The following is a 25546-nucleotide window of genomic DNA, read 5'->3' as shown; positions in this document are numbered from 1 at the left end:
CAGTTTGTTGAAACGGTGAACGAAGTATGTTGCCTGGATGTCGTTTCGATGACGCCGCCCAGAGCCGCGACAAAGTCACTACTGCGGGGTGATATCTCTTTGCACGCGATGAATATGCTGCTCGACATAGAACGCCGCCGCATCGGCATCTCCGCAGACAATGGCTTCGTAAATCAGCCGATGCTCGGCAACGTACAGTCGAATGCGAGCCGGGTCGTAAATCCCGTCGTCCTTGAGCCGCTTCCACAGCGACTGGTCCATGGTCGATGCGATTTCTTCCGCGAGCTTCGCCAGCAACGCATCCCCCGTCATCACCGCCAGTTGACGATGAAAGAGCCTGTCGCTGTTGTTCCACAGCGCCCGCTCTTCGGGCGTCGCCACGTCCGTCAACGTCTCCATCTGGTCCAGATAGTGCTCGGCCAGCCGGTCTCGCTGTTTGCGTGCCGCCGCTCGCCTTGCAATGGCGGGCTCGAGGATCAGGCGCACGTCGAGCGTCGCCGACGGGCTGAAGTCCGATGTGGATTCCCCGGGCTGCGTTTCCACGCTCGGCGCTGCGGCGAGAATCTGGTCGGCCGTGGATGCCACGTAAGTGCCCGAGTTGCGCTTCGTCACAACCAGGCCCTCGTTTTGCAATTGTCCGATGGCTTCGCGCACGGCAGGCCGCCCAACGCCAAAGAGCGTGGCCAGTTCGCGCTCCGACGGTAGCCGGGCATCGGGCAGGAATCGGCCGCTGCGGATCTCGGCGCGGATCTTTTCCGAAACCTGCTCGTAAATCTGCAGGGGCCGAAAGTTGCCTTCAAGTTCGAAGCGAGCGGATGCCATCGTGTGTTCCCGGTGGGGCGTGAGGTGGTTCTCAAATATACCACTTTCGCAACCCCTTCCTGATGCCCATTACGGCACGTCCACGCTAAAACCCAGGAAGCTCCGAACCAATTTCCCGCCCCCATTTGCGACTTTTTGGTCGGAAAAGCGCCCACAACGACGCCGGATCGGCATAAATTGGCTTGCCATTCACCCACTAGTGGTATAGATTCGTTCCACACCGCTCCCCGAGAAATTGGCCGGACTGAAGCCAGCCCCCCCGGCCGCATGCATCCGCTTTTCGACACCCAGAACCCAAGGCTTCGCCTGGCAGTCCAATAATCTGGAGACATCATGCGCCACTTCGCCACCACCCTCGCCGTCGTCACGGCCGCCGGCTTCGCCCTCACCACACAAGCTCAAACTGTCGTCACCATCGGTCACTCGGCGCCGCTAACGGGCCCGCAGGCGCCGAACGGCAAGGACAACGAAAATGGCGCTCGCCTCGCCATCGACGAACTGAACAAGAGCGGCGTGACGGTCGACGGCAAGAAGGTGACCTTCAAACTGGATTCGGAAGACGATCAGGCGGACCCGAAGGTCGGCGTCCAGGTCGCGCAAAAGCTCGTCGACAGCGGCGTGGTTGCCGTCATGGGCCCATACAACTCCGGCGTGGCGATTCCGGCATCGCGTGTCTATAACACCGCCGGCATTCCGATTCTCCCCGTCGCTTCGAATCCGGCGCTGACGAAACAAGGCTTCAAGAACATCTTCCGTATCGGCGCAAGCGACGAGCAGTTGGGCGGCACGATGGGCCAGTTCGCCGCGAAGACGTTGAAGGCGAAAACCGCGGCGGTGATCGACGACCGCACGGCATATGGGCAAGGCGTGGCGGAGCAGTTCATCAAGGAGGCGAAAGCGAACGGCATCCAGATCGTCGACCGGGAGTTCACCAACTCGTCGGCGACCGACTTCCTGGGCATCCTTACCACCATCAAGGCGAAGAACCCCGACGTCATCTTCTTCGGCGGATACGCGGCTCAGGGGGCCCCGATGGCCAAGCAGATGCGCGCGCGCGGACTGCGCGCGAAGTTGCTGGGCGGCGATGGCATCTGCTCGGCCGACATGGGCAAGGTGGCGGGAGAGGCCGCATCGATCGTGTATTGCGCGCAGGGTGGCGTCGCGCTCGACAAGACTGCGGCGGGCCGTGACTTCCTGAAGAAGTACAAGGACACCTACCACACCGACACGCAGGTTTATGCCGTCAACTACTACGACGGCGTGAAGCTGCTCGCCGACGCGATGGTCAAGGCCGGCACCACCACCGACAAGGCGAAGCTCGTCGCCCAGCTGGCGAAGACCGACTACAAGGGCGTTGCAGGCACTTACTCGTTCGATGCAAACGGCGACCTCGTGGGCGCGCCGACGACCGTCTACATCATCAAGGACGGCCTGCCGGTTCCGTACGGTCAGTGAGCCAACAACGTAAAAACATCATGAAGACTACTCGTACCATAACGACCGTCGAAGTTCATACCGGCGGCGAAGCGTTCCGTATCGTCACCAGCGGATTGCCACGCCTGCCCGGCGACACGATCGTGAAGCGTCGTGCGTGGCTCAAGGAAAACGCCGACGAAATCCGCACCGCGTTGATGTTCGAGCCGCGCGGTCACGCCGACATGTACGGCGGCTATCTGACCGAACCGGTCAGCCCGAGCGCCGACTTCGGCATCATCTTCCTGCACAACGAGGGCTACAGCGACCACTGCGGACACGGCGTGATTGCGCTGTCCACCGCAGCGGTCGAGCTGGGCTGGGTGCAGCGCAGTGTTCCGGAAACGCGTGTCGGCATCGACGCTCCCTGTGGCTTTATCGAAGCGTTCGTTCAGTGGGATGGCGAACACGCCGGCAACGTGCGATTCGTGAACGTCCCATCGTTCATCTGGAAGCGCGATGTGACTGTCGAGACGCCGTCCTTCGGCACGGTGAAGGGCGACATCGCTTTCGGCGGTGCGTTTTACTTCTATACCGACGGTCAGCCGCACGGCCTCGCCGTGCGCGAGTCGTCGGTCGAGGAACTCATCCGCTTCGGCGCTGAGGTGAAGGCTGCCGCGAACCAGGCCTATCCTGTCGAGCATCCCGAGATCCCCGAAATCAACCACATTTACGGCACCATCATCGCCAACGCACCGCGCCACGAAGGCTCGACGCAAGCCAACTGCTGCGTATTCGCGGACCGCGAAGTGGACCGCTCGCCGACCGGCTCCGGCACGGGTGGACGCGTCGCCCAGTTGTATCTGCGTGGCGAACTCGGCAAAGACGAGACCCTCGTGAACGAGTCCATTATCGGCACGGTCTTCAAAGGACGCGTGCTCAGCGAAACGACCGTCGGCGACTTCCAGGCAGTGATCCCGGAAGTCGAAGGCAACGCGTTCGTGTGCGGCTTCGCGACCTGGATTGTCGACGAACGCGACCCGCTGACTTACGGGTTCCTGGTCCGCTAGCCCCTTCCTCCTCGTGGTACCCGTTGGCGCGGAACGCTGTGAATCAGCGTCCGCGCTTTTTTACGTATCGCAACAATCGAAATAACGCGCCGTTACGAAACTCGCACCGCCGTTGCACCTGTGTCCGGGCTCGCCGCCTACACTCCGAACCGTGCTGACCAGAAACGCACGACACGTGCGGAGGAGTAGCGAAATGAAAAGGACGATTCTCGGCGTGGTACTGGGCGCGGCCGCACTGGCTGCTTCGAGCGCAGCGTTTGCGCATGTCGATCTGGCCGTGGGGGTCAACCTGCCTGGCGCCGCCTACGCCCCGCCCGAACCGGTGTACGTTGCTCCGCCGCCCGCAGCCTATGCGCCTCCTCCGGTCGCGGTGGCCTGGCGCGGCGACGATGACTGGCGCGCGCGTCAGTGGCGGGAGCACGAATGGCGCGAACACGAGCGTCGCGAACACCAATGGCGTGAGCGCGAGTGGCACGACAACGGCCGCTGGGGCAATTGAGCCGGTTCCAGAACTCAAATCTCACACAAGTGTTTATCATGAACGTCAATAATCGAATTAGAATGCTTGCCGCGGCAGCCACTTTGGGACTGGCGGCCGCAGGAAGCGCACATGCCGCCGGCTGCCTCAAAGGCGCTGTCGTGGGTGGCGTAGCCGGACATTATGCGGGCCACCACGCCGTTGCCGGAGCCGTTGGCGGCTGCATCGTGGGACATCACGTTGCGAAAAAACATGCGGAGGATCGGGCCGCGGAACATGAAGCCGAACGCTCCCGGAAGCTAAGCACCTGATTCCCGCTGGACCTTTCGCTACCGCCGCCAGGGACGCCTATTCGACCTGTGATATCCTGGCGGCACGCGACTTGCGCTATATTCTGCTCAAGAGTTGCATTCAGAGCGAAGCACAACTAGAAATGGACGAACGAAAACGCGAAAGCATCGTGGCCTATCTGCGGCGTCGGATGGCCGAATTTGGTATTGAACCCGAAGATATCGCCGCATCAATTGCGGCAGACGCCGCGCAAATGCGCGCCGCACGTTACCGGGATGCGGCTGGCCACACGTGGGACGGCAAGGGCGACGCCCCGCGGTGGGTAGTGCAGGCGACGAGCGCGGGGCAGTCGCTCGAGCATTTTGCCGTCGGCGAGGCGGCTGAACCTGAACAGCAGTCAGTGAAAACCCCAAGCGTAGATTGGCGCAAGGACCCCTTTGCCGGCAGCCGCCTGGCAACCGTCAGAGCGGAACACTCCGGCGCCGCCTGAAGCATCACCGTTAGCTGCCCCCCGGCGTCAAAGAGAAACTTCAGTCGAATTCGACGCCACTGTTATTGCGCAGCACATCCAGTCGTCGAATTTGTTCCGGCAGAATCCGGCCTTGCGACAAGGCTGGAAGGTCATCGATATCGAAGAATTGAACGGCGTCGGTTTCGGCGCCGGCTATTTCCCCTGCGCGCACGATTTCCCCAAGGAAAACCAGCTTCCAGATGTGAAACACGGAAGGCGGATGTCCGTGCTTGAGCATGTCCCACACGGCCAATAGTCGAACGATATTGACGGTGTAGCCGCTTTCTTCACGCGCCTCCTTTGCCGCGTTCTCAGCGGGGGAAACGCCTACGTCGGCCCAGCCGCCGGGCAGGGACCACAAACCATCCACGGCCTCTCGCACGAGAAGGATCTGACCGGACGGATTGAAGACGGCGCATCGGACATCGAGTTTAGGATTCGCGTATCCCGTTTCGAAAGCAAAGAGCGCGGCGACATCGCCGGTTTGCATCGACGCCATTTCCGCGAGTTGATGATGCGCGATGCTGGCGATTTCCGTATACCGTTCCGTGTCGAACGGGCTCGTCGCGTAGTGCAAACCCGATTGCGCAAGCGCCAGTAGCCGGCGCGCCTGCGCAAGACGGGTTCTCAGCGATTCCTGTTCGGCGGGCGTGGGCATCTATACCGCCTTACTTCTTCGCCACGGCATCCTGATGCGCCTTCGCAAAGTCCGCCATGCTGTTGAAGCGGAAGGCGACGTTCGGCTGCCAGCCGGGATTCATGGTCGCGCCAAAGCCCGGCTGCGAATGACGGCGGTAGATCCAGCACGAAGCCAGACCGAACTCACTGGCAGGCTTGTGGTCGTGGAAAAGACTTTCGGCAGTGTGAAGGATGTTTTCCTTCTTGATGCCACGCTCGCCCAGCTTCTCGAGCATGTATTCGAAGTTTCGCGGCGATGGCTTGTACGAGCCAATATCTTCCGCCGTGAAAATCGCGTCGAACGCGACCTGCAACCTTGCGTTGCTGTAGCTGAAGGTCTCGTTGTCGACGTTGGAGAGTATCACCAGCTTGTAGTGCTTTTTCAGGTACTGAAGCGCGGTAACGGTGTCCTCGAATGCCGGCCAGTTCCGCACCGACCGCCCGTACGCCATGCACTCCTCGTGCGTGAACGACAGTCCCCATTCCTCGGCCAGTCGCTTGTAGACGATGGGTAGCAGTTCCTGGTATCGCTTCGCCGGCGTGTATTTCTGCTGCGACGACTCGTGGCGCGCATGGGCCTCCAGAACCTGATCTCTCGACAGCGGCGTCCTGGCCCGTTCGATCAGGGACTCGAGGCCGGCGAAGATGCCGCTTTCCCAGTCGATCAACGTGCCGTAGCAGTCAAAAGTCAGTGTGTCGAAGTCGGTCAATTCCACGGATACTCCTTTTGGAAGTGCATGGCGGCGATCGCAGTCGAGGAAGCGTTTCTGGAAAGCATCGACTGTTCGCGCGTAAGCTTCTCGGCCAGATCGGTGTCCTTACGCGCAATCGCGACGATGATCTCCCTTGTTCCGCTGGTCAATAACTCGGCACCTCACTGTCGGCTGCTTCCTTTGAGCTGTCAACCAGGCGGTTGCCCTTACGTGAAGCGCTTCATCGAGCTTGCGCAGACCGTTGCGCAACGGGAAACGCGCGGCTTTGTAACCGAGCGAAATTCAAACAGGTGCCGACGTGACGTCTGCGGTGCGCGTGGCATGCGTGGCCTGCTTCAAACGCGCCACGCCTTCGCGAATCTCGTCCACGTTCGGTGCGGCGAACGAAAGGCGCAGCGACGCGGGGTCCGGCGCGTCAGCGAAAAACGCCTTGCCCGGAACAAAAATCACCTTGTTCGCAATCGCATTGGGCAGGAGCGCATCGATCGCCACACCCGGAATGCGCGCCCACACGAACATGCCGCCTTCGGGCTGATGAAACGCGATCTCGTCGCCGAATTGCGCGCGCAAGCCATCGCAAAGCGCCTCGCATTTGCGCTGATACGCCTGCGTGATGTGCGGAAGATGCCGTTCGAGCGCGCCCGCCGCCAGATAGTGCGCGGCGATGGCCTGGGTCCACGGCGTACTGCACAGGTCGACGGTCTGCTTGGCGATCACGCAGCGCCGCGCGATTTCAGCGGGCGCGACGGTCCAGCCCACGCGCAAGCCAGGCGCGACGACTTTCGAAAGACTCGAGAAGTGCACGACCCAATCGCGCGCGCGCGGCACCTCGCTCGCCAGCGCCAGCATCGACGGCACCGCATTGCCCGCGAAACGCAGATCGCCGTACGGATCGTCCTCGACGATCACGAAGCGGTACTGAACGGCGAGACGCAGGAGCGCAAGGCGCCGCTCGCGTGTGAGCGTGGCCCCGGTGGGATTCGCGAAGGTCGGCACCGTGTACAGCAGCTTTGGCCGGACGATCGCACCCGCAGCGAGCCGCGCGGCGAGTTCGTTCACGTCGAGACCGTCGCCGTCTACCGGTATCGTCACGACGTGCGCCTGCTGGAGCCTGAGCGCCTGCAGCGTGGCCGGATAGGCGGGCTGCTCGGTCAAGGCCGTGTCGCCCGCATTGAGCAGCACGCGCAACAAGAGATCGAGTCCTTGCTGCGACCCCGTGGTGACGACCATCTCCTCGGGCGCGCAGGTCGCACCGCGGCGCGCCATCAGCGCGAGCAGCTGCGTCTTCAGTTCGGGCAACCCGTCGGTCGGGCCATATTGCAGGCAGCGCGTGGAAGCCTGCCAGGCCTCGGCCGCTGCCGCCTGCAGTCCATCGGCATCGAACAGGTCGCTGGCCGGATAGCCGCCAGCGAAGGAAATCATGCCTGGCTCTCCCAGGTACTTGAACAGCTCGCGAATGGGCGAACCGGCGGGACGCTGAAAGGGCGCGGTGAAATCGTACATGGCGGACATGGAGTCGATGGCGGTTAGGCGCGGCAACGGACAAGCTTCGATTGTGGTCAGGCCTCACGGGCGTATCAAACGAAATCTATTCACCACGTCATGCGGTTTGCTCATCAAGCCGTCGCGCAATGAAAAAAGCCCGTGAAATCACGGGCTCTTTTTTTGTGCGGGCTAGCTGCCCCGTCGTCACACGACGTTCTTTTCGACGATCGGCCGGTTTTCCAGTACGCGCGACCAGTCGAGCGAAGACAGATCGAGCGTCGTGTAGCGGCCGTTGAGGATCAGCTCGCTCACGCCCCGCCCGGTTGCCGGCCCCTGCTGCAGACCGTGCCCGCTGAAACCATTGGCGAACACGCAATTGTCGATGGCCGGGTGATAACCGATGATGGCGTTCTGGTCGAGCACGTTGTACTCGTAATAGCCGGACCAGCAGTTCTCCACGCGCAGCGCCTCGAAGCCCGGCACGCGGTGCGCGAGCGTGGGCCAGATCACGTCGTCGAAGATGGCGTGATCGACTTCGTCGAGCGGCAGATCGTTCGGGTCGTTCTCCGCGCTCGGCGACGTTCCGGTGATATACGTCTTGCCCTCGGGGCGGAAATACACGCCGGACGGATCGATCAGCAACGGGCACGCGGCGAGCCGCGCCGGCGACGACACGTTGAAAATGCTGCGGCGGCGCGCATATACCGGAATGTCGATGTCCATCATTTCCGCGAGCTTGCGCGCCCACGCGCCGGCTGCGTTCACGAGCGTGTCGCACGCATGGCGTTCGCCGTCGCTCGCGATCACGTGCGTGACCTTGCGGCCACTGCGCACGACGCCGGTCACAGCAGCCGGCACGTAGCGCGCGCCGAGCGACTGCGCCTTCTTGCGCAGCGCCTGCACGAGGCCGTAGCCGTCGAACCAGCCTTCGCCGCTGCGGCCATACGCACCGCTCGCGAGATCCTCGACGTTGAGCCACGGAAACTTCGCGTGCAATGCGTCGCGCGACATGAGTTCGATGTCCGCGCCAAGACGCGTCTGCAGCGCGTGATTCTCGCGCAGCGTCGCATCGCCCGCTTCCGTGGCGAGGAAAAGATAACCGCCCTCGTGCAGATCGATCGACGGACGGCTACCGTTCACTTCGAGCCGCTCGCCAATGTCGCGCAGAAAATCGATGCCGAACAGCGACATCTGAATCGACAACGGCGTGGAAAACTGCTGCCGGATCGACGCGGCAGAAAGCGCCGACGACGAGCGCGCATAGCTCGGGTCGCGCTCGAACACGGTCACGGAAACCGTTGGGTCGGCTGCGCGCAGAAAGTAAGCAATAGAACTACCGATTACCCCGCCGCCAACGATAACGACTTGAGAACTCACGACTTGCTCCAGATTGCGGATAACTGCGGCGCGCATGGATGGGGTTCGCGCGAATCGAACCATCGACCGGGTGCACGATGCCCCCGGTCGTGTCTGCTCAACTACGCCAGACGCGCTTATTCGACGTTGAAGTCGATGCCCTGTGCGAGCGGCAGCGCCGACGAATAGTTGACCGTGTTGGTCGCGCGGCGCATGTACGCCTTCCACGCGTCGGAACCCGACTCGCGGCCGCCGCCCGTTTCCTTCTCGCCGCCGAACGCGCCGCCGATCTCCGCGCCGCTCGGCCCGATGTTCACGTTCGCAATGCCGCAATCGCTGCCCGCGGCCGACGTGAAGCGCTCGCTCTCGCGCAGGTCCGTCGTGAATACGCACGACGACAGGCCATGGTGGGCGGCGTTGTTGGCGTCGATGGCGTCGCCGAAGTCGCTGTACTTGAGGACGTAAAGGATCGGCGCGAAGGTTTCCTTCAGGACAACTTCGGTTTGCGACGGCATCTCGACGATCGCCGGGCGCACGTAGAAGCCCTTCTCGTTGCCCGCCACCGTGTGGCGCTCGCCGCCGAACACCTTGCCTCCCTCGCGCTTCGCCTGCTCGAGCGCCGACTGCATGCGCGCGAACGACTGCTCGTCGATCAGCGGCCCCATCAGCGTGCCCTGCTCCAGCGGATTGCCGATCACCACCTTGCCGTAGAGCGTCTTCAGGCGCTCGACTGCCTTGTCGTACACGCTCTCGTGCACGAACAGGCGGCGCAGCGACGTGCAGCGCTGGCCCGCCGTGCCGACCGCCGAGAACAGGATGCCGCGCAGCGCGAGTTCGAGATCGGCCGTCGCGGAGACGATGCCCGCGTTGTTGCCGCCCAGTTCGAGCAGCGAGCGGCCGAAGCGGCGCGCGACCTCGACGCCGACGGTGCGGCCCATTTCGGTGCTGCCCGTTGCGCTGACGATGTTCGAGCGCGGATCCGCCACGAGCTTCGCGCCCACTTCACGGCCGCCGACCACGAGGCTCGTGAGGCCTTCGGGTGCATCTCCGAATTCCTTCAATACATCCTGCATGATCTTGTTGACGGCAACCGCGGTGAGCGGCGTTTTCTCCGAAGGCTTCCAGACCACGGCGTTGCCGCACACGAGCGCGAGCGCGGCGTTCCACGACCACACGGCGACCGGGAAATTGAACGCGGAAATGACGGTACACACGCCCATCGGGTGCCACGATTCGGCCATGCGGTGGCCAGGACGCTCCGATGCAATGGTCAGACCGTAAAGCTGACGCGAGAGGCCGACCGCGAAGTCGCAGATGTCGATCATTTCCTGCACTTCGCCCAGGCCTTCCTGGAAGATCTTGCCGGTTTCCAGCGAGACGAGGCTGCCGAGCGCGCGCTTCTGTTCGCGCAGCTTGTTGCCGAGCAGGCGCACGAGTTCGCCGCGACGCGGCGCGGGCACGTTGCGCCAGCTCTTGAACGCCTCCTGCGCCTTCGCGAGCGCGGCGTCGACGTCGGCCGCCGACTGGCTTGCGACGCGGCCGATCAGTTCGCCGTTGATCGGCGAATGCACAGCGATGTCGCCCGCTTCCGCGAGCTGGGAAATGCCGAGATCCGAGAGGATGGAGGAGGCTTTCATAGGTAGAATCCCTTAAAAATTTCCGATACGAAACATTGCTACTTTAGGAAACTATACACGCGCAATTTTGCGGCGACAACACGAAAATCCTCGGGAATTTCGCCATGCCGCGTGTATCGCTTCCGCCCGGCTTTTCGCCATGAAAATGGCATGAGGCCGCCTTGCGGGCGGACCCTCGATTTCCTGTTGGAAACAATGGATTGGGCGCCGGCGGTGCCGGCGCCCATCAAGCTAGCAGAGGCGAGTGATCTCAGTCTGCGGTGCGCGTCGTGACAGGCACCCACGCCACGTTCTTGACCTGATACAGCGTCGAACTCGGGCTCTTCAGGTCGCCCTGGGCATTGAAGGCGATCTTGCCCGTAATGCCGTCGTAGTTCGTGGCCTTAAGTGCAGTGTTGAACTGCGCCGGATTCGCCGAGCCGGCCTTCTCCATCGCCGTAATCGCGACCCACGCCGCGTCATAGGCGAATGGCGCATAAGCGAGCATGTCGATGCCGTACTTCTGCTTGAACTTCGTCTCGAAGCCTTTGCCCTTGGGCAGCGTGCCGAGCGGCTGACCGTATTCCCACACCGAGGCACCATCGGCGGAATCGCCGGCGAGCTTGATGAAGTTCGCGTCCATGACGCCGCCGCCCGCGAGGAATTGCGCCTTCAGGCCAAGCTGGCGCATGCGCTTGACGATCATGGCGGCCTGCGCGTCGAGGCCGCCGAAGAACACGAGATCCGGATTCGTGCGCTTGATGCTCGTGAGCTGGGCGCTGAAATCGACCGCCTTGTCGTTCGTGAACTCGCGCGCGACGATCGTGCCGCCGCTCGCCTTCACGGCCTTCTCGAACTCGTCGGCCTCGCCCTGGCCGAAGGCCGTGCGGTCGTCGATGATGGCAATGCGCTTCGCCTTCGTCACCGTCGCCGCATAGTTGCCCGCGTTGCCGGCGTTTTGCGAGTCGGTGGCGATCACGCGGTAGATGGTCGGTGCGCCGCTTTGCGTGATGGCCGGATTGGTGGCGGCCGGCGTGATCATCGGAATGCCCGCCTTCGCGTAGATCTTCGAGGCCGGCAGCGTGGTGCCCGAATTGAAGTGGCCGATCACCACGGCCACGTTATCGTCCACGAGTTGCTGCGCGACCTGCACGCCAATGCGCGGATCGCTCTGGTCATCCTGCGAGTCGATCACGAACTTGACCGGCTTGCCGCCGATGGTGGGATGCGCGGCGTTGGCTTCGTCCACGGCCAGACGCACGCCGTTCTCGATGTCCTTGCCATACGCCGCGCCGCCGCCCGTGAGCGGGCTGGCCACGCCGATCTTCACGACCATTTCCTGCGCGCTCACCGCGCCGGCAACCAACATCAACGACGCTGCGATCGCGCAGCCACGACGAGAAGCGAGGAAACGAGGAGACATGCGATATTCCTTCGGGATCTGGAGCCGGCACGTGACGCGTCCGAATGGTCGCGCGGACCTTCGGCGCACAGGATTCGTCTTGCGCTGTCGATGCACAACGGCGGGGACGTGAACGGATTGTCGGCAGCGGTTCCGCCGGCATCAAACGAAATCTAATCACCACGTAATGCGCTTTTCTCATCAAGCCCGCCCACGCGGGGAATACGGCAACGCGTGACGCGGCCCCCGCAGGCATTGGGACATACCCGATAGCGCCGATATGCCCGCTTGTGCGTGGATGTCATGCGAGCGTGGCTTGTGCGCGCGCCGTGCCTTGCGCCGTCTGGGTTTGCGTCAGAAATCATCAACTTCCGGGCGGGCAATTTACTTAGCCATGCTTGTTAACCACGGCACGGCGCGGCACACGTCGCGCGAGACGCAAATGTTATGATCGGAAACATAGAGTACGATACGAACCATTAGCGAACACCCGCGAACCATCAGCGAGCACCCCGAGTTCCCGAATGGAAACCCCGTCCCTCAAGCCCGCCGAGAACGCTTCGGCGGAGTTGGGCAAGCGCGTCAAGGCGGCCCGGCTGAAGCACGATTACACGCTCGAGGCCGCCAGCCGCGTGTGCGGCGTGTCGCGCTCGACACTCTCGAAGGTGGAAAACGGCGTCATGTCGCCGACGTTCGACGTGCTGCAGAAGATCGTGCACGGCCTGAAGATCGACCTCGGCGAACTGTTCGGCTCGGCGCCCAGGCCGCGCGCGAGCGGACGCCGCGCACTCACCCGCAAGGGCGGCGGGCAGCAGCATTCGGCAGGCTGCTATCAGATGGAGTTGCTGGCCACGGAACTCGCCCACAAGGCGATGCACCCGTTTCGCATTCGCGTGACGGCGCACTCGCTCGACGAGTTCACGGAATGGGGCCGGCATGAAGGCGAAGAATTTCTCTTCGTGTTGAGCGGCTCGGTGTGCCTCTACTCCGAGCTTTACGCGCCGACGCATCTCGAAGCCGGCGACAGCCTCTATTTCGACAGCCGCACGGGGCATGCGGCCGTCTCCACGAGCGAAGAGGACGCGGAAGTCCTCTGGCTCATCAACGAACCACACCCGGACACGCAGGACGGCGCGCCGGGCGTGTGATCCCTCAAGCTTACGCGGCGTTCGCGGTCATCTTGAAGATGCCCGTGGCGTTGCCCGCATCAAAGCGCAAATCGGTCTGCCAGCGCCGCGTGGCCTGATCGAACGCGCGCTTGCGCGTGATGAACTCGTAGAACGAGCCCGGCACCTCGCGCGTCACGCGCTGCCCGTCCGCCGCGCGGAACTCGCGCGTCACGGTGTCGGCGCGATACGCCGTCTGGAACACGCGGCCCGAGCGCGAGGTCTCGACGCTGGGTTTCATCGGGCGCCCCTTGGCCTTCTCGTCGTCCGAAAGCTTGAATACGTCTTCCACGCGGTCGGTCGCGTGATTGAAGGCATTGCCTTCCGTTGCGATCCACGCCATTTCCGCGGATTCCTGCAGCAATGTCTCGTAGTCCGAAACAGACGGCACCTCGTGCTGTCGCGCGAACGCCCCGACGATCACGGGCAGCAGCTGCAGCGCCGCGTCGAGCGGCAGCGAGCCGTCGCGTTCGAGTTCGGAGAGCTGCGCCATGGCCAGCGGCGTGAGCGGATCTTTCGACGCGCCCACCACGTTCGTCACGGCTTGCTGGAACGCCGCCGAAAAGCGCTCGGGGTGCAGCTCGCTCACGAAGAACTGCGCGATCTCGTCGGGCGCGTCTTCGTGGGCGTAGGCGCGTCCCGTCATGCCGAGCTTGTCCAGCGGATAGCGGCCATTCAGGCGAAAGCCGAGCGGACGCAAGATACGCGTGAACGCCGCTTCGCCGGGCGGCAGCGCGCCGCTCTGCGCCCAGCGCACCGTGCGCAGCGCGCCATGGTCGAAGTACACCGCGCCGCCCTGCGCCACCGTGTCGTTCGTGTACGTGCGGCCGTTGGGCGAGCGCTCGAGCAGGTCTTCGAACAGCGCCATGTTCATCGCCTGGGCGAGTTCGGCGCGCGTGACGGTGCCGCTTTCCCAGTCGGCGAGCGTCGACGGAAAGTTCAGCGTTGCAAAGAGGGTTTCGGTTTTCTCGCGGCCCAGCAGTGCGGACAACAAGCGTTCTACGTTCGAATTGCGCATCACCAATCTCACAGGAAACGGCCGCCTCGCAGCGGCCATCAAACGGGCCTCCGGCCATTGGCTTCGGCCAACTATACGTAAAACGCATTATTCAAATGGTTGCGCGCTGCGTAAAGCGAGATTAAATTGTCACTTGATGAGTTTATCGAATCAACATGCGCAAGTTCAAGATCCCGAACATCGGCGCGCTGACGGCCTTCGAAGCCGCGGCGCGGCACGAGAGCTTCACCCACGCCGCCAAGGAGCTGTTCCTCACCGAAAGCGCGGTCTCGCGCCAGATCGCCACGCTGGAATCGAATCTCGGCGTGCGCCTCTTCGTGCGCGCCAAGCAGCGGGTCGTGCTCACGCGCGCGGGCCGGCTCTATAGCACCCAGGTGCGCCGTGCGCTCGAAAACCTCGATCGCGACACGCTCTCCATCATTGCGCACGGCAGCGGCGGCGGTTATCTGGAACTCGCCGTGCTGCCGACCTTCGCCTCCGAGTGGCTGATTCCGCGCCTCAAGGACTTCTACGACCGCACGCCCGACGTGCGCGTGAACATGGGCGTGCGCACCGAGACGTTTTCGTTCGAGGAATCGCATTTCGAAGCCGCGATTCACTACGGCAAGCCGACCTGGCCCGGCACGTCGTCCGACTTTCTGTTCGGCGAGGAAGTGGTGCCCGTCTGTTCGCCGTCGCTGCTCGCGCGCCCCGTCAAGAAGGCGCATGAACTGCTCGCCTACCCGCTGCTGCACTCCACCACGCGCCCCGACGCCTGGACGCGCTGGTTCTCCGACCTCGGCGTGGAAGACAACGCCACCATGCACGGCGTGCGCTACGAACTGCACACCATGCTGATCGCCGCGGCCGCCGCCGGCCTCGGCGTGGCGCTCGTGCCGAAGTTCTTCGTCGAAGGCCAGCTCGAGCGGTTCGGCGTCGTCATGCCGTTCGAAGCCCCGGCGATTGCCGATGGCGGCTACTACTTCGTCTATCCCACCGAACTCAGCCACGGCAAGCCACTGGAGATGTTCCGCGCATGGCTGCTCGAGCAGGCGAGCGCCTACAACGCCTCACAAGCGCAAGGCTGATCGGCAGGTCGAACACGCGAGATACACGATCAGAAAAAAGTTTCCTATACGAAATAGTTGGGTTAGCATCGGACGAAATCACTTCTTCGTCGCGAGACTGACATGGAAGACGTCGTCGTCATCGGTGCGGGCATCATCGGGGCCAGCGCCGCGCTCAACCTGGCGCAGCGCGGCATGCGCGTGCATATCGTCGACAGCGCCCCGCCCGGTTCGGGCTGCTCGTTCGGCAACGCAGGCCTGATCGCGGTCGATCATGTCGCGCCACTCGCGAGCCCCGAGACGATGGCCGGCCTGCCCCGCATGCTGCTGCGCCGCGACAGCCCGCTGCGCCTGCACAAGCGCAGCCTGCCGCGCATGGCGCCGTGGGTGCTGGAGTTCGCCGCGCAGGCGCAGCGCTCGCGCTTCCGGCGCAATACGCGCGCGCTCGCCAGTCTCGTGACCGGCGCGGCGCAGGCCTGGCGTCGCCTGCTCGATCAACACATCGCTGCCGAGCTCTTTCGCGACATCGGCTCGCTCTACGTGTTCGAAAAACCCGTTGCGCACGCAACGGAACGCGCGCAACTCGATCTGCTCGACCGGCACGGCGTGCGCTACGAAAATCTCACGGCCGGGCAGGTGCGGCGCGACTATCTGCCGTCGCTCACGCCGCATATCAGCCATGCGCGCTACTTTCCCGGCATGGCTTCGGTTACGCATCCGCAGCAGGTCGTCGAGCGCATTTTCGGGGCCGCGCTCGCAGCGGGCGCGAAATTCACGAGCGCGGCCGTCGATGCCTTGCGCGCCCTGCCCGACGGCCGTATCGGCGTCACGCTGAATGGCGCGACGCACCCGGCCGGCAAGGTGCTGATCGCGGCCGGTTCGCGCAGCGCCGAGCTCGCGCAGCAACTCGGCGCGAGGATTCCGCTGACCAACGAGCGTGGCTATCACGTCCAGCTCGACGCGCCCTCGCAGGACACGCTGCGCGTGCCCGTGAGCTTCGTCGAGCGCGGCTTCACCTGTAACCCGATGGCGCAAGGCATCCGGCTCGCCGGCACCGTCGAGCTAGGCGCGCGCGGCGCACCCGACTGGCGCCGCGCCGATCTGCTCGCCACGCAGTTCCAGACGCTCTTTCCCGGCGCGCACGCGGCGCAGGTTGCGAGCCGCTGGCACGGCGAGCGTCCCACGCTGCCCGACTATCTGCCGATGATCGGCGAAATGCGCGGCGCGCGGAACGTGTTCGTCGCGACCGGCCATCAGCATCTGGGCCTCACGCTCGGGCCGCTCAGCGGCGAACTCGTCGCACAATTGATGGCGCGCGAGACGCCCGCCGTCGATCTCGCGCCGTTTCGCATCGACCGTTTTTGAGGCCGGCGGCCGGAACGCACGCCGCCACACCTACGCATCATTCATCAGGAGAGAAGATTCGATGGAGCCCATCGCGATTTACGACGCAACCGCCACCGCGCGCCTGCTCGACTTCGGCGTGCTGGTCGACGCCCTCGCCACGGCCGCGCAGGACCACGACGCGGGCCGCATTCACGCGCCCGTGCGCACGGGCGTGCCGCTCAAGGGCAACGGCGTCATGCTCTCGATGCCCGCCAGCGCCGACGACATCGCCATCCACAAGCTCGTGAGCGTGTGCCCGGCCAACGCGGCGCTCGGCATGCCGACCATCTTCGGTGCGGTGACGGTGTGCAATGGCGCGACGGGGCGGCCGGAGTTCATCCTCGACGGTCCGACCGTGACCGGCCGGCGCACCGCTGCGCTCTCCATGCTGGGCGTGCGCCTCTTTCACCGCGGCGCGCCACGCGCGTTTCTGGTCATCGGCACCGGACAACAGGCGCGTTTTCATGCCGAGGCGATCGGCCAGCTTTATCCGGCGGCGACGCTCTACGTGAAAGGCCGGACCGAAGCATCCGAAGCGGCATTCCGCGCCCACTTTGCGCAGTCCGGCGTGGACGTGACGCCCGCGCATAGCGGAGTCCCGCAAGCAGTCGACGTGGTCATCGCCGCGACGACGAGCAAGACGCCCGTGTACGACGAGGCGGCGCGCCAGGACCGGCTCGTGATCGGCGTGGGCGCCTTTACGCCGGACGCGGCCGAAATCGCCCAGGACACGGTGCGTGCGAGCCGCGTGTTCGTCGACGATCTCGCCGCCGCGCGCGAAGAAGCCGGCGACCTGCTGCAGGCCGGCGTCGACTGGGCGACCGTGCGCACGATCGGCTCCGCTGTGGCAAACGGCGCGGCACATGACGGCAGCCCTCTGCTGCTGAAGACGGTTGGCAGCGGCGCGTGGGATCTCGCCGCGTGCCGCATAGCCCGGCAAATGCGCTGACCCGCACGCGCGGATTAGAATCGCGCATCGACCGCGCAGCGCGGTCCCATTCGGGAACCAAGGCAGACGCACCATGACGACGAGCGCCCCCCAATCCGCCGTGAAAGTCCTGCGCGGCGGTGTCATCGAAACCACGCATATCGCCCACATTGCCGTGGTCGACGCCCAGGGCCGCCTGCTCCACGCGTTCGGCGACCCGCATCGCATGACGCTCGTGCGCTCGGCGGCCAAGCCCGCGCAGGCGCTCGCCGTGGCCGAAACCGGCGCGCTCGAACGCTTCCACTTCGACGACGCCGATCTCGCGCTCATGTGCGCCTCGCATAGCAGCGAGGACCGCCATATCGAGCGGACGCGCGCGATGCTCGCGAAGGTGTCCGCGGCGGAATCGGACCTGCGCTGCGGCGGCCATGTGCCGATCTCCGACGCCGTCTACAAGGCGTGGATCAAGCGCGACTTCACGCCGGGCGCGGTGTGCAGCAACTGCTCGGGCAAGCACGCGGGCATGCTTGCGGGAGCGCGCGCGATCGGCGCGGCGCTGGCCGATTACCATCTGCCTTCGCACCCCTTGCAGCAACATGTGAAGCGGGTCGTGGCCGAGGTTTGCGATCTTCCCGAGATGGGCGTCGAGTGGGGCATCGACGGCTGCAATCTGCCCACGCCGGCCTTCCCGCTCGACCGGCTCGCGCGCCTGTTCGTGAAGCTCGCCGATGCGCAGGACCGCGCGGGCTCAGCGGGCTCTGCCGCGACCGACGCGCGCTCGCAGGCGCTCGCACACATCTATCGCGCGATGACGTCGTATCCGGAACTCGTGGCGGGCGAAGGCCGCTTCTGCACGGCGCTCATGCGCGCGTTCGAAGGCGCGCTCGTCGGCAAGCTGGGCGCGGCGGGCAGCTATGCGATTGGCGTGCGCGCTGGCGCGGCGACCGCGCCGCACACGGGCGGCCCGGCATTGGGTATCGCGGTAAAGATCGAGGACGGCGATCTGACCGTGCTCCATGCCACCGTTGTGGAAGTGCTCAGGCAACTGGGCATCGGCACGCCGGAACAGCTGGCACAACTAACGAAATTCGACGCCCCGCGCATCGTCAACACGATGGGCGTCGAGACGGGTTACGTCGCGCCGCAGTTCACGCTGCAGCGCGCCGCTTCGTAATCAGCGCAAAATAGGCGCGCGGGCTTTACAAGCCCGCGCCCAGATTCACAGCAACGCCACGACCTTCACGTCGCTGCGATCGGCCGATGCCACGACCTTGCCGTCCACACGGCGGAACATGAGCGTCACGGTATGCTTGCCCACGCGCAGATCGCCCACTTCGAGCCAGTCGATGCCTTCGGGCAGCATGGGCTGCTCGACCCGCACCTCGTTGCGCGCCGCGTCGATCGTCACGCCAAGACACGCTTCGAGCATCATGAACGGCGAACCCGCAGCCCAGGCTTGCGGCAGGCAGGCCACCGGATACGCCGTGGGCGGCTCGCCGCGCCGGCGCGGGAACCCGCAGAACAGTTCGGGCAAACGCATGTCGAACGTCACCGCGGCCTCGAACAGCGCCTGCAGGAGGCGCACCGCTGCCGCCTTGCGGCCATAGCGCGCGAGACCGCGTGCGCACAGCGCGTTGTCGTGCGGCCAGACCGAGCCGTTGTGGTAGGCCATGGGGTTGAAACGCGCCTGGCCCGCCGCGAGCGTACGCACGCCCCAGCCCGTGTGAAACAGCGCCGATTCGAGCACTTCCGCCACGGCGCGGCCGCGCGCCTCCTCGGGCAGCCCGAAAGCGAGCAGGTGTCCCGCGTTCGAGGCGAGCACGCGGCACAGATCGCCGTGGCCATCGAGCGCGATGCCGTAGAACTCCGACTCCGGCATCCAGAACTTCTCTTCCACGCAACGGCGGATTTTGGCGGCGCGCGCGGCGTAGCGCGCCGCGTCTTCGACCTGGCCGCGATGCGTGGCGAAACGCGACATCGTCTCGAACGCCGCGCTCGCGTACGCCTGCACTTCGACGAGCGCGATCGGTCCATCGGGGAAACGACCGTCCGCATGGAAGACGGAGTCGTGGCTGTCTTTCCAGCCCTGGTTCGCGAGCCCGCCTTCCGATTCGCGCCGGTAGTCGAGCAGACCGAGTTTGTTGCGGTCGCATACACCTGCGACCCAGGCCGCCGCGCGCTCCAGCGCCGGCCACAGTTCGTCGATCAGCGAGACGTCGCCCGTGCGTTCGACATAAGCGCCCGCCAGCACGACGAACAGCGGCGTGGTGTCCACCCCGCCGTAGTAGAGCGCGAACGGCACTTCGCCCGTGGCGGCCATCTCGCTCTTGCGCATTTCGTGCATGATCTTGCCGACAGCCGCGTCGCGGAACGCCGAATTCTCGCGTGCCTGATGTTCCGCGAGAAAACGCAGCACGCCGCGCGCGAGCGCGGGCGTGAGCCACAACGTCTGCAGCGAGGTGATGACCGCGTCGCGGCCGAACGGCGTGGAAAACCACGGAATGCCCGCATACGGATACGGGCCGGTCGGCAGGTCGGTCGTCAAGAGACCGAGGTCGGCGATCGAGCGGTTGATCCACGCATTGAAGAGCGGATTGCTCGAACGCAAGTGCGCCGCCGCGCGGCGGCGTTCGCGCATCACGATATGCGAGTCGACCAGCGCGGCGCGCTGGGCGGCGCGGCCCACGCGCTGCTCCTGCGAGTCCGCGAGGCAATGGGGCGGCTGGAAGATGCCCGCGCTCTGCGTGCCGGGCGCGGCGCCGGGCATGGCCTCGACTTCGATCGCCACCGTGAGATAGACCGAGACGCAGGCCTGCGCGGGCAGATCGACCGTGAAGTCGGCGCGATCGGCGAGGAGTTTGTTCGGCGTGGGCGAGAACTCGATACGCACGCGCCGCGCCACCTTGTCGAGGCCGATGTACTCGAGCCGGACTTCGCCGTCTTCCACACGCGGCGGCATGAGCGTGCCGCGTTTTTCGCGCTTCAGGCCGCGCACCTCGAACATGTCGCGGAAGTCGCTCGCGAACGAGATCGAAAGCGGCACCACGGCGTCTTCGGTGCCGTAGTTCGTGAGTTCGATGGCCTCGGTCATCATCGTGCCGGAGAGCACGCGCTCGCGCTGCACGTGAATCACGCCCTCGGGCGTGGTCGTGCCGCCGAGCGGCGGCAGCGGACGATTGGTCAGGTGGGCCGTGAACACGGCGTTGTCGCTGCTCACGCTGCCCGAGAGCAGCGAGGGCACGCGCCCGCCGAACGTGAGACGCAGCGACGAGAGCACGCGCGTGTCGTTGACGAACAGGCCGTCGTCGATGCCGGTGATGTCGCCGAGCGGATCGTTGACGATGAAGGTGCCGCCCGACTTCAGCACATGCTGGTCGGCGCTTGCGACCTCGGGGGTTTCGGGCGCGATGAACGCGCTGTCGGTTTCTCGCGTGTCCTGGTCGGGATGATCCACGCCGCTTGAGCGCGTGACGCCACCGAGTGTTTCAGGATCCTGCATTTGCGTGCCTCCTGGGTCCCATGCAAAGGGTTACGGTACGGTTCGCTTGCGATCGATTGTAGTGGCTTCGGCGCACGCGTTGGCGGCGAATGCGCGAAGAATATGCGAGGTGACGCGCGAAATCGGTGGCACATCCCGGCGCGAGCAAGGATCGTGCGCGGAAAAAATTGCGGGCGCCGGCACGACGTAACGTGCGGGCGCCCGAGGAGGCAATGCTTGCGCGCCAGAAGCGGCGCGCGCGTTGAGGATCAGCGTTGTGAAATCGGCTTCGCGACGCGCGGCGTTTCGCCGATGAAGAGCTGGCGCGGACGGCCGATCTTCTGCTCGGGGTCGGCGATCATCTCGTTCCACTGCGCGATCCAGCCCACCGTGCGCGCCATCGCGAAGATGCAGGTGAACATCGAGGTCGGGATGCCCAGCGCGCGCTGCACGATACCCGAGTAGAAGTCGACGTTCGGATACAGCTTGCGCGACACGAAGTATTCGTCTTCCAGCGCGATCTTTTCGAGCTGCATGGCGAGCTTGAAGAGCGGATCGTCGTGCAGGCCCAGTTCGTTGAGCACTTCGTAGCACGTTTCGCGCATGAGCTTCGCACGCGGGTCGTAGTTCTTGTACACGCGGTGGCCGAAGCCCATCAGCTTCACGCCCGAATTCTTGTCCTTTACCTGTTCGATGAACTTCGGGATGTTATCGACCGAGCCGATTTCTTCGAGCATGTTCAGCGCGGCTTCGTTCGCACCGCCGTGCGCCGGGCCCCACAGACAGGCGATACCGGCCGCGATACACGCGAACGGGTTCGCGCCCGACGAACCGGCCAGACGCACGGTAGATGTCGAGGCGTTCTGCTCGTGGTCGGCATGCAGGATCAGAATGCGGTCGAGCGCGCGCACGAGCACGTCGTTGACCTTGTACTCCTCGCTCGGCGCGGAGAACATCATGCGCATGAAGTTCGCGCTGTACGAGAGGTCGTTCTGCGGATACACGAACGGCTGGCCGATCGAATACTTGTACGCCATGGCGACGAGCGTCGGCAGCTTCGCGATCATGCGGATCGCCGACACCTCGCGATGCTTCTCGTTGTTGATGTCGAGCGAGTCGTGATAGAACGCGGACAGCGCGCCGACCGCCGCCACCAGAATCGCCATCGGATGTGCGTCACGGCGGAACCCCCGGAAAAAGAAGTGCATCTGCTCGTGAACCATCGTGTGGTTCTTCACCGACGCCACGAATTCGTCCTTCTGCTGCTGCGTGGGCAGTTCGCCCTTGAGCAGGAGGTAGCAGCTTTCGAGGAAGTCGGCGTTTTGCGCGAGGTTGTCGATCGGGTAACCGCGATAGAGCAGCTCGCCCTTGTCGCCGTCGATATAGGTGATCGCCGAGTTGCACGCCGCCGTGGACATGAAGCCCGGGTCATACGTGAACATGCCGGTCTGGCCGTACAGCTTGCGGATGTCGATCACATCCGGGCCCTGGGTGCCCTTGTAGACCGGCAACTGCACGCCTTCAGCGTGGCCGGGGATCGTGAGCGTGGCGTGTGTCTTCGAATCGATCATTTCGTGTCCTTGAATTGCTGCTACATCGCAATACTTCGCGCAAAACCTCGCGCATCAGGACGCAGCCCCCGGAAACGCCGGCATCGCTGCGACCGCTTGCCGCATTCTACGGCGCGGTGCAGCATCGATTGATAGCGCAGCCAGCAACAATCCCTCTTCAAGCTCGCAACACTGCCAAGCTTGCGGCTTCCTTAACGTCGATTCCTGCAACAATATTTTGCTCTTGCAATGCAGCATGCGACACCTGACCTCTGCCATACTGCTTGACATGCAAGGGTTTTCCATTACTTGCATTTCGTAATCCAGCCCGATTCCAGTAGCGGGCTTTTTTCACCGCCACACGCGCTTAAAGCAAAACGTAAGGAAGCAACAGATGAACATCTCGGTCGACACCCTGTTCGCAGAAGACGAACAAGCAGAGGGCGCCGTTGTCACGGCACTCAATCACCAGGACATCGTGGTCGCACTGTCCGCTGCGCTCGCCAGCGAACGCGTGGCCGTGCTGCACATGCTGTATCCGCGCACCGACGCGCGCACGCACCGCAGCCTCGATCACCTCGTGGACGCGCTCAACGGCCACGGCCTGCACCAGGTCGCCCGCCTCGTTTCGCAGGAAGCGCACTATCTCGTGTTCAAGGATCCGGTGAAGGCATGGAAGGCCTTCCACGAAATCCGCAACGATTCGCTCGCGATCGGCGTACACCTCTACTACGCGGGCCTCGTCGGCGAGGCTGCCGAGCACAAGCTCGACGCCCACGCGCACGGCCGCAACTAAGCGAGCGTCGTTCGGACTGCGATATTTCTCGCAGCAACTAAAAAGGGCGGCCGCGAGTTCAGTTCCCTCGCACGACCGCCCTTCTTGCATTCGGGTGCTTCAGCGCCCGTGGCCGCTCACGAAGCGATCGATCATTTCGTTGAACGCCGCGGGCCGCGCCAGATTCATCCCATGCGATGCGCCCGCCACACTCGCGCGGCGCGCATCGGGCAGCCATGCGTCGAGCGCGGCCACGGCCCGGTGAAACACTTCCGGACTCAGCTCGCCGTCGATCAGCAGCACGGGGCATTGCACCTCGGCGGCCTGCTCGCGCGTGTACGCAGGCAGCGGGTCCTGAAACTGCGGCCCGAGCGTGTGTGCGTTGTCGGTAGCCATGCGGCGAAACCCATGCGTGCTCTTCGCCCAGAAGCCGGGCCGGCTCACCGAATCGACGAACAACTCCAGCCCCGCGTCCACCTGGCCCGACTCGATCAGCGCCACGGCGCGGGCGCGCAGCGCATTGACGTTCTCGGGGAGTGTGGCGAGCGTCTGGCCCGGCTGCTGGACCGGCCCGCCCGGATCGGCGAGCGTGAGCGTGCGCACGTGCTGCGGATGGCGCCGCGCGAACTGGAATGACACGAGGCCGCCGCGCGAATGCCCGATCACGTGCGCCGGGCCGGCGCCGAGGGCTTCGATGAACGCCGCGAGTTCATCCGCATGTTGTCGCCAGCTGAATGGCAGGCCGCGCGCAGCGTCCGCGGCGGGCCAGTAGTGCGTGAGACTCACCGACACACAGCGATATTGCTGCGCGAGGCCGGCCAGTTGCGGCTGCCAGTAGCGGTAATCGCAAAGCGAGCCGTGCACGAAGAGAAGGAGTTCGCCCTCGCCCCGTTCGACATAGGGCATGGGCAGGCCGCCGGGCAGTTCGATGAACGTACCGGGGGCCGGAAAAGCGGCTGGATTCACGGCTGGACGATGTGGAGACAACAGGACAGCGGCACATTGAACGGACGACGCGGCCTACGGGCGGTCCATCGCGGCGCACGCCGGCAAAGTGGCGTATTGTCCCACGCCCGCGGCGCGAACACCTGGCACGCAGGCGCCCTGGCGAAGCGGCGTTGCCGCGTGCCCCGGCTTGCGCCGTTATTCGACCATTTCGAAAGCGTGCTCGCTCATGAGCGAGGCCGCCGCGCCCGCGCCGCGCACCGCGCAGGTGAGCGGCTCGTCGGCCACCCGCACGGTCACGCCAAGTTCGGCGGCGAGGCACTGGTCGAGCCTGCCGAGCAGCGAGCCGCCGCCCGTGAGCACGATGCCGCTATCGGCGATATCGGTGACGAGTTCGGCGGGCGCCGTCTCGAGCACCTGCCGCACCGCGTTGATCACGACGCGCAACGGCGCGGCCAGCGCGTCCACCACGTCGTGGCTCGTGATCTCGACCGTGCGCGGCAGACCGTCTTCCATGCTGCGCCCGGTCGCGCGGATGCGTTCGATGGGTTCGCCGTAGAGCGCGCAGCCAATCGTCTTTTTCACGTGTTCGGCGGTCTGGTCGCCGAGCACGACGCCGTAGAGCGTGCGCACATGATCGACGATGGCGCGGTCGAACTGGTCGCCGCCCACGCGCACCGAGCCGCTGCACGCCACGCCGCCCAGCGCAACGATGCCCACTTCGGTCGTGCCGCCACCGATGTCCACGACCATCGAGCCCGTCGCCGCGTGCACCGGCAGACCCGCACCGAGCGCCGAAGCCAGCGATTCGCCAATCAGGTTCACGCTTGCCGCGCCCGCCGCGAAGGCCGCCTCGCGAATCGCGCGGCGCTCGACGCGCGTCGCGCCCGCCGGCACGCACACCGTGAATGCCGCACGGCGGCCGAGCAGACGGCGCGGCTGCGCCATCGCCACGAAGCGGCGCATCATGTGTTCGGCAGCGGAAAAATTGGCGATCACGCCATGCGAAAGCGGCCGCACCGTCTCCATATTGGCCGGCGCGCGGCCGAGCAGATCCTTCGCCTCGCGACCCACGGCGGCCACCGTCGTCTCGTTCGCGCCCGCGCGCCGCTCGAAGCAGACCACGGAGGGCTGGTTCAGCACGATGCCCTTGTCGGCGGTGTAGATGAGCGTGTTGGCCGTACCGAGATCGAGCGCCACGTCCTGGCGGAACAGCCTTTTGGAAAAAATGGAATGCGGCTTGGCTCGGGCCATATTGGTCTGAAGTTCGGTTCTTTTTGGCGACCCGGCAGACGACGCGCCGCCGGATGGCATTCCCGATGGCGGCCTCGTCCAGGCAGCGCGAACCAGCCGCGCGCCGGGCGGAACGGGCCTACGCGGCCCACAGGGTCGCGGCGACTCCCCGTAATAACGGCCGCG

Annotated in this window: 23 protein-coding genes; 11 read left to right on the top strand and 12 right to left on the bottom strand. The window is 64.8% G+C overall.

Annotation, left to right across the window (positions count from 1 at the left end):
* Nucleotides 1-78: 78 nt before the first annotated feature.
* Nucleotides 79-822 carry a GntR family transcriptional regulator gene (locus AB4Y44_RS13125; RefSeq protein WP_342918831.1) on the bottom strand — a complete coding sequence of 248 codons (744 nt, stop codon included), beginning with the start codon at nt 820-822 and terminating at the stop codon, nt 79-81.
* A gap of 333 nt (nt 823-1155) precedes the next feature.
* On the opposite strand from AB4Y44_RS13125, the gene AB4Y44_RS13120 reads away from it, so the two are divergent.
* From AB4Y44_RS13120 to AB4Y44_RS13100, 5 genes are all read left to right on the top strand, one after another.
* The gene (locus AB4Y44_RS13120; protein ID WP_342918830.1) at nt 1156-2277 is read left to right on the top strand and encodes a branched-chain amino acid ABC transporter substrate-binding protein; all 1122 of its coding nucleotides are present in this window, start codon (nt 1156-1158) and stop codon (nt 2275-2277) included.
* A 20-nt stretch (nt 2278-2297) separates the two neighbouring features.
* Complete coding sequence (gene lhpH / locus AB4Y44_RS13115) at nt 2298-3305, top strand: trans-3-hydroxy-L-proline dehydratase (protein WP_368699783.1); 1008 nt, start codon at nt 2298-2300, stop codon at nt 3303-3305.
* Nucleotides 3306-3498: 193 nt separating this feature from the next.
* Nucleotides 3499-3804, top strand: a complete 306-nt coding sequence (locus AB4Y44_RS13110; RefSeq protein ID WP_342918828.1) for a hypothetical protein — start codon at nt 3499-3501, stop codon at nt 3802-3804.
* Nucleotides 3805-3866: 62 nt separating this feature from the next.
* On the top strand, nt 3867-4094 hold the full coding sequence (locus tag AB4Y44_RS13105) for a hypothetical protein (protein WP_342918874.1): 228 nt from the start codon (nt 3867-3869) through the stop codon (nt 4092-4094).
* Nucleotides 4095-4165: 71 nt separating this feature from the next.
* On the top strand, nt 4166-4564 hold the full coding sequence (locus AB4Y44_RS13100; RefSeq protein ID WP_342918827.1) for an H-NS family nucleoid-associated regulatory protein: 399 nt from the start codon (nt 4166-4168) through the stop codon (nt 4562-4564).
* A 40-nt stretch (nt 4565-4604) separates the two neighbouring features.
* Here AB4Y44_RS13100 and AB4Y44_RS13095 read toward each other — a convergent pair whose 3' ends face one another.
* From AB4Y44_RS13095 to AB4Y44_RS13070, 6 genes are all read right to left on the bottom strand, one after another.
* Nucleotides 4605-5243, bottom strand: a complete 639-nt coding sequence (locus AB4Y44_RS13095; RefSeq protein WP_368699782.1) for an NUDIX hydrolase — start codon at nt 5241-5243, stop codon at nt 4605-4607.
* Between the two features lie 10 nt (nt 5244-5253).
* A complete protein-coding gene (locus tag AB4Y44_RS13090; protein WP_342918825.1) occupies nt 5254-5979 on the bottom strand; it encodes a haloacid dehalogenase type II in 726 nt (241 codons plus the stop codon).
* 279 nt (nt 5980-6258) lie between these two features.
* Nucleotides 6259-7479, bottom strand: coding sequence for a PLP-dependent aminotransferase family protein (locus AB4Y44_RS13085; protein ID WP_368699868.1), 1221 nt, complete (start codon nt 7477-7479; stop codon nt 6259-6261).
* Between the two features lie 186 nt (nt 7480-7665).
* Nucleotides 7666-8838: an NAD(P)/FAD-dependent oxidoreductase gene (locus AB4Y44_RS13080; protein ID WP_368699781.1), complete on the bottom strand. Its 1173-nt coding sequence runs from the start codon at nt 8836-8838 to the stop codon at nt 7666-7668.
* A gap of 116 nt (nt 8839-8954) precedes the next feature.
* A complete protein-coding gene (locus tag AB4Y44_RS13075; protein WP_342918822.1) occupies nt 8955-10454 on the bottom strand; it encodes an aldehyde dehydrogenase family protein in 1500 nt (499 codons plus the stop codon).
* A 250-nt stretch (nt 10455-10704) separates the two neighbouring features.
* Nucleotides 10705-11856 (bottom strand): branched-chain amino acid ABC transporter substrate-binding protein, encoded by a 1152-nt coding sequence (locus tag AB4Y44_RS13070; protein ID WP_342918821.1) that lies wholly within the window; start codon nt 11854-11856, stop codon nt 10705-10707.
* A gap of 503 nt (nt 11857-12359) precedes the next feature.
* Between AB4Y44_RS13070 and AB4Y44_RS13065 the strand changes: the two genes are divergently transcribed.
* Nucleotides 12360-12983: an XRE family transcriptional regulator gene (locus AB4Y44_RS13065; RefSeq protein ID WP_324157219.1), complete on the top strand. Its 624-nt coding sequence runs from the start codon at nt 12360-12362 to the stop codon at nt 12981-12983.
* Nucleotides 12984-12993: 10 nt separating this feature from the next.
* Here AB4Y44_RS13065 and AB4Y44_RS13060 read toward each other — a convergent pair whose 3' ends face one another.
* Nucleotides 12994-14019: a DUF1338 domain-containing protein gene (locus AB4Y44_RS13060; protein WP_342918820.1), complete on the bottom strand. Its 1026-nt coding sequence runs from the start codon at nt 14017-14019 to the stop codon at nt 12994-12996.
* A gap of 155 nt (nt 14020-14174) precedes the next feature.
* On the opposite strand from AB4Y44_RS13060, the gene AB4Y44_RS13055 reads away from it, so the two are divergent.
* The 4 genes from AB4Y44_RS13055 to AB4Y44_RS13040 all read left to right on the top strand — a co-directional run bounded on the left by AB4Y44_RS13055 (nt 14175) and on the right by AB4Y44_RS13040 (nt 18553).
* Nucleotides 14175-15086: a LysR family transcriptional regulator gene (locus AB4Y44_RS13055; RefSeq protein ID WP_368699780.1), complete on the top strand. Its 912-nt coding sequence runs from the start codon at nt 14175-14177 to the stop codon at nt 15084-15086.
* A gap of 102 nt (nt 15087-15188) precedes the next feature.
* Nucleotides 15189-16430 carry an NAD(P)/FAD-dependent oxidoreductase gene (locus AB4Y44_RS13050; RefSeq protein ID WP_368699779.1) on the top strand — a complete coding sequence of 414 codons (1242 nt, stop codon included), beginning with the start codon at nt 15189-15191 and terminating at the stop codon, nt 16428-16430.
* Nucleotides 16431-16491: 61 nt separating this feature from the next.
* The gene (gene lhpI / locus AB4Y44_RS13045) at nt 16492-17400 is read left to right on the top strand and encodes a bifunctional Delta(1)-pyrroline-2-carboxylate/Delta(1)-piperideine-2-carboxylate reductase (RefSeq protein WP_368699778.1); all 909 of its coding nucleotides are present in this window, start codon (nt 16492-16494) and stop codon (nt 17398-17400) included.
* 73 nt (nt 17401-17473) lie between these two features.
* Complete coding sequence (locus AB4Y44_RS13040; protein ID WP_368699777.1) at nt 17474-18553, top strand: asparaginase; 1080 nt, start codon at nt 17474-17476, stop codon at nt 18551-18553.
* Nucleotides 18554-18598: 45 nt separating this feature from the next.
* Here the strand turns inward: AB4Y44_RS13040 and AB4Y44_RS13035 are convergent, their stop codons facing one another.
* Nucleotides 18599-20878, bottom strand: coding sequence for an amylo-alpha-1,6-glucosidase (locus AB4Y44_RS13035; RefSeq protein WP_342918815.1), 2280 nt, complete (start codon nt 20876-20878; stop codon nt 18599-18601).
* 248 nt (nt 20879-21126) lie between these two features.
* On the bottom strand, nt 21127-22428 hold the full coding sequence (gene gltA, locus AB4Y44_RS13030) for a citrate synthase (protein WP_342918814.1): 1302 nt from the start codon (nt 22426-22428) through the stop codon (nt 21127-21129).
* A 373-nt stretch (nt 22429-22801) separates the two neighbouring features.
* Here gltA and AB4Y44_RS13025 point away from each other — a divergent pair, with 373 nt between their 5' ends.
* Nucleotides 22802-23203 (top strand): hypothetical protein, encoded by a 402-nt coding sequence (locus tag AB4Y44_RS13025; RefSeq protein WP_342918813.1) that lies wholly within the window; start codon nt 22802-22804, stop codon nt 23201-23203.
* 99 nt (nt 23204-23302) lie between these two features.
* Here AB4Y44_RS13025 and AB4Y44_RS13020 read toward each other — a convergent pair whose 3' ends face one another.
* Together AB4Y44_RS13020 and AB4Y44_RS13015 are read right to left on the bottom strand one after the other, a co-directional pair.
* Nucleotides 23303-24088, bottom strand: a complete 786-nt coding sequence (locus tag AB4Y44_RS13020; protein WP_342918872.1) for an alpha/beta hydrolase — start codon at nt 24086-24088, stop codon at nt 23303-23305.
* A 237-nt stretch (nt 24089-24325) separates the two neighbouring features.
* Nucleotides 24326-25381, bottom strand: a complete 1056-nt coding sequence (locus tag AB4Y44_RS13015) for a rod shape-determining protein (protein ID WP_342918812.1) — start codon at nt 25379-25381, stop codon at nt 24326-24328.
* Nucleotides 25382-25546 lie beyond the last annotated feature (165 nt).

The organism is Paraburkholderia sp. BR10937 (assembly GCF_040965695.1).
In the GTDB taxonomy this organism is placed as follows: Bacteria; Pseudomonadota; Gammaproteobacteria; order Burkholderiales; family Burkholderiaceae; genus Paraburkholderia.
This window is presented reverse-complemented; position numbering and strand designations above follow the sequence as displayed.

Bases quoted from the DNA above. Each gene is read 5' to 3' on its own strand.
- AB4Y44_RS13035 (WP_342918815.1), bottom strand. From the start codon at position 20,878: ATGCAGGATCCTGAAACACTCGGTGGCGTCACGCGCTCAAGCGGCGTG.
- AB4Y44_RS13125 (WP_342918831.1), bottom strand. From the start codon at position 822: ATGGCATCCGCTCGCTTCGAACTTGAAGGCAACTTTCGGCCCCTGCAG.
- AB4Y44_RS13040 (WP_368699777.1), top strand. From the start codon at position 17,474: ATGACGACGAGCGCCCCCCAATCCGCCGTGAAAGTCCTGCGCGGCGGT.
- AB4Y44_RS13120 (WP_342918830.1), top strand. From the start codon at position 1,156: ATGCGCCACTTCGCCACCACCCTCGCCGTCGTCACGGCCGCCGGCTTC.
- AB4Y44_RS13095 (WP_368699782.1), bottom strand. From the start codon at position 5,243: ATGCCCACGCCCGCCGAACAGGAATCGCTGAGAACCCGTCTTGCGCAG.
- gltA (WP_342918814.1), bottom strand. From the start codon at position 22,428: ATGATCGATTCGAAGACACACGCCACGCTCACGATCCCCGGCCACGCT.
- AB4Y44_RS13075 (WP_342918822.1), bottom strand. From the start codon at position 10,454: ATGAAAGCCTCCTCCATCCTCTCGGATCTCGGCATTTCCCAGCTCGCG.
- AB4Y44_RS13105 (WP_342918874.1), top strand. From the start codon at position 3,867: ATGCTTGCCGCGGCAGCCACTTTGGGACTGGCGGCCGCAGGAAGCGCA.
- lhpI (WP_368699778.1), top strand. From the start codon at position 16,492: ATGGAGCCCATCGCGATTTACGACGCAACCGCCACCGCGCGCCTGCTC.
- AB4Y44_RS13020 (WP_342918872.1), bottom strand. From the start codon at position 24,088: ATGCCCTATGTCGAACGGGGCGAGGGCGAACTCCTTCTCTTCGTGCAC.
- AB4Y44_RS13055 (WP_368699780.1), top strand. From the start codon at position 14,175: ATGCGCAAGTTCAAGATCCCGAACATCGGCGCGCTGACGGCCTTCGAA.
- AB4Y44_RS13065 (WP_324157219.1), top strand. From the start codon at position 12,360: ATGGAAACCCCGTCCCTCAAGCCCGCCGAGAACGCTTCGGCGGAGTTG.
- AB4Y44_RS13050 (WP_368699779.1), top strand. From the start codon at position 15,189: ATGGAAGACGTCGTCGTCATCGGTGCGGGCATCATCGGGGCCAGCGCC.
- AB4Y44_RS13025 (WP_342918813.1), top strand. From the start codon at position 22,802: ATGAACATCTCGGTCGACACCCTGTTCGCAGAAGACGAACAAGCAGAG.
- AB4Y44_RS13060 (WP_342918820.1), bottom strand. From the start codon at position 14,019: ATGCGCAATTCGAACGTAGAACGCTTGTTGTCCGCACTGCTGGGCCGC.
- AB4Y44_RS13015 (WP_342918812.1), bottom strand. From the start codon at position 25,381: ATGGCCCGAGCCAAGCCGCATTCCATTTTTTCCAAAAGGCTGTTCCGC.
- AB4Y44_RS13070 (WP_342918821.1), bottom strand. From the start codon at position 11,856: ATGTCTCCTCGTTTCCTCGCTTCTCGTCGTGGCTGCGCGATCGCAGCG.
- lhpH (WP_368699783.1), top strand. From the start codon at position 2,298: ATGAAGACTACTCGTACCATAACGACCGTCGAAGTTCATACCGGCGGC.
- AB4Y44_RS13085 (WP_368699868.1), bottom strand. From the start codon at position 7,479: ATGTACGATTTCACCGCGCCCTTTCAGCGTCCCGCCGGTTCGCCCATT.
- AB4Y44_RS13110 (WP_342918828.1), top strand. From the start codon at position 3,499: ATGAAAAGGACGATTCTCGGCGTGGTACTGGGCGCGGCCGCACTGGCT.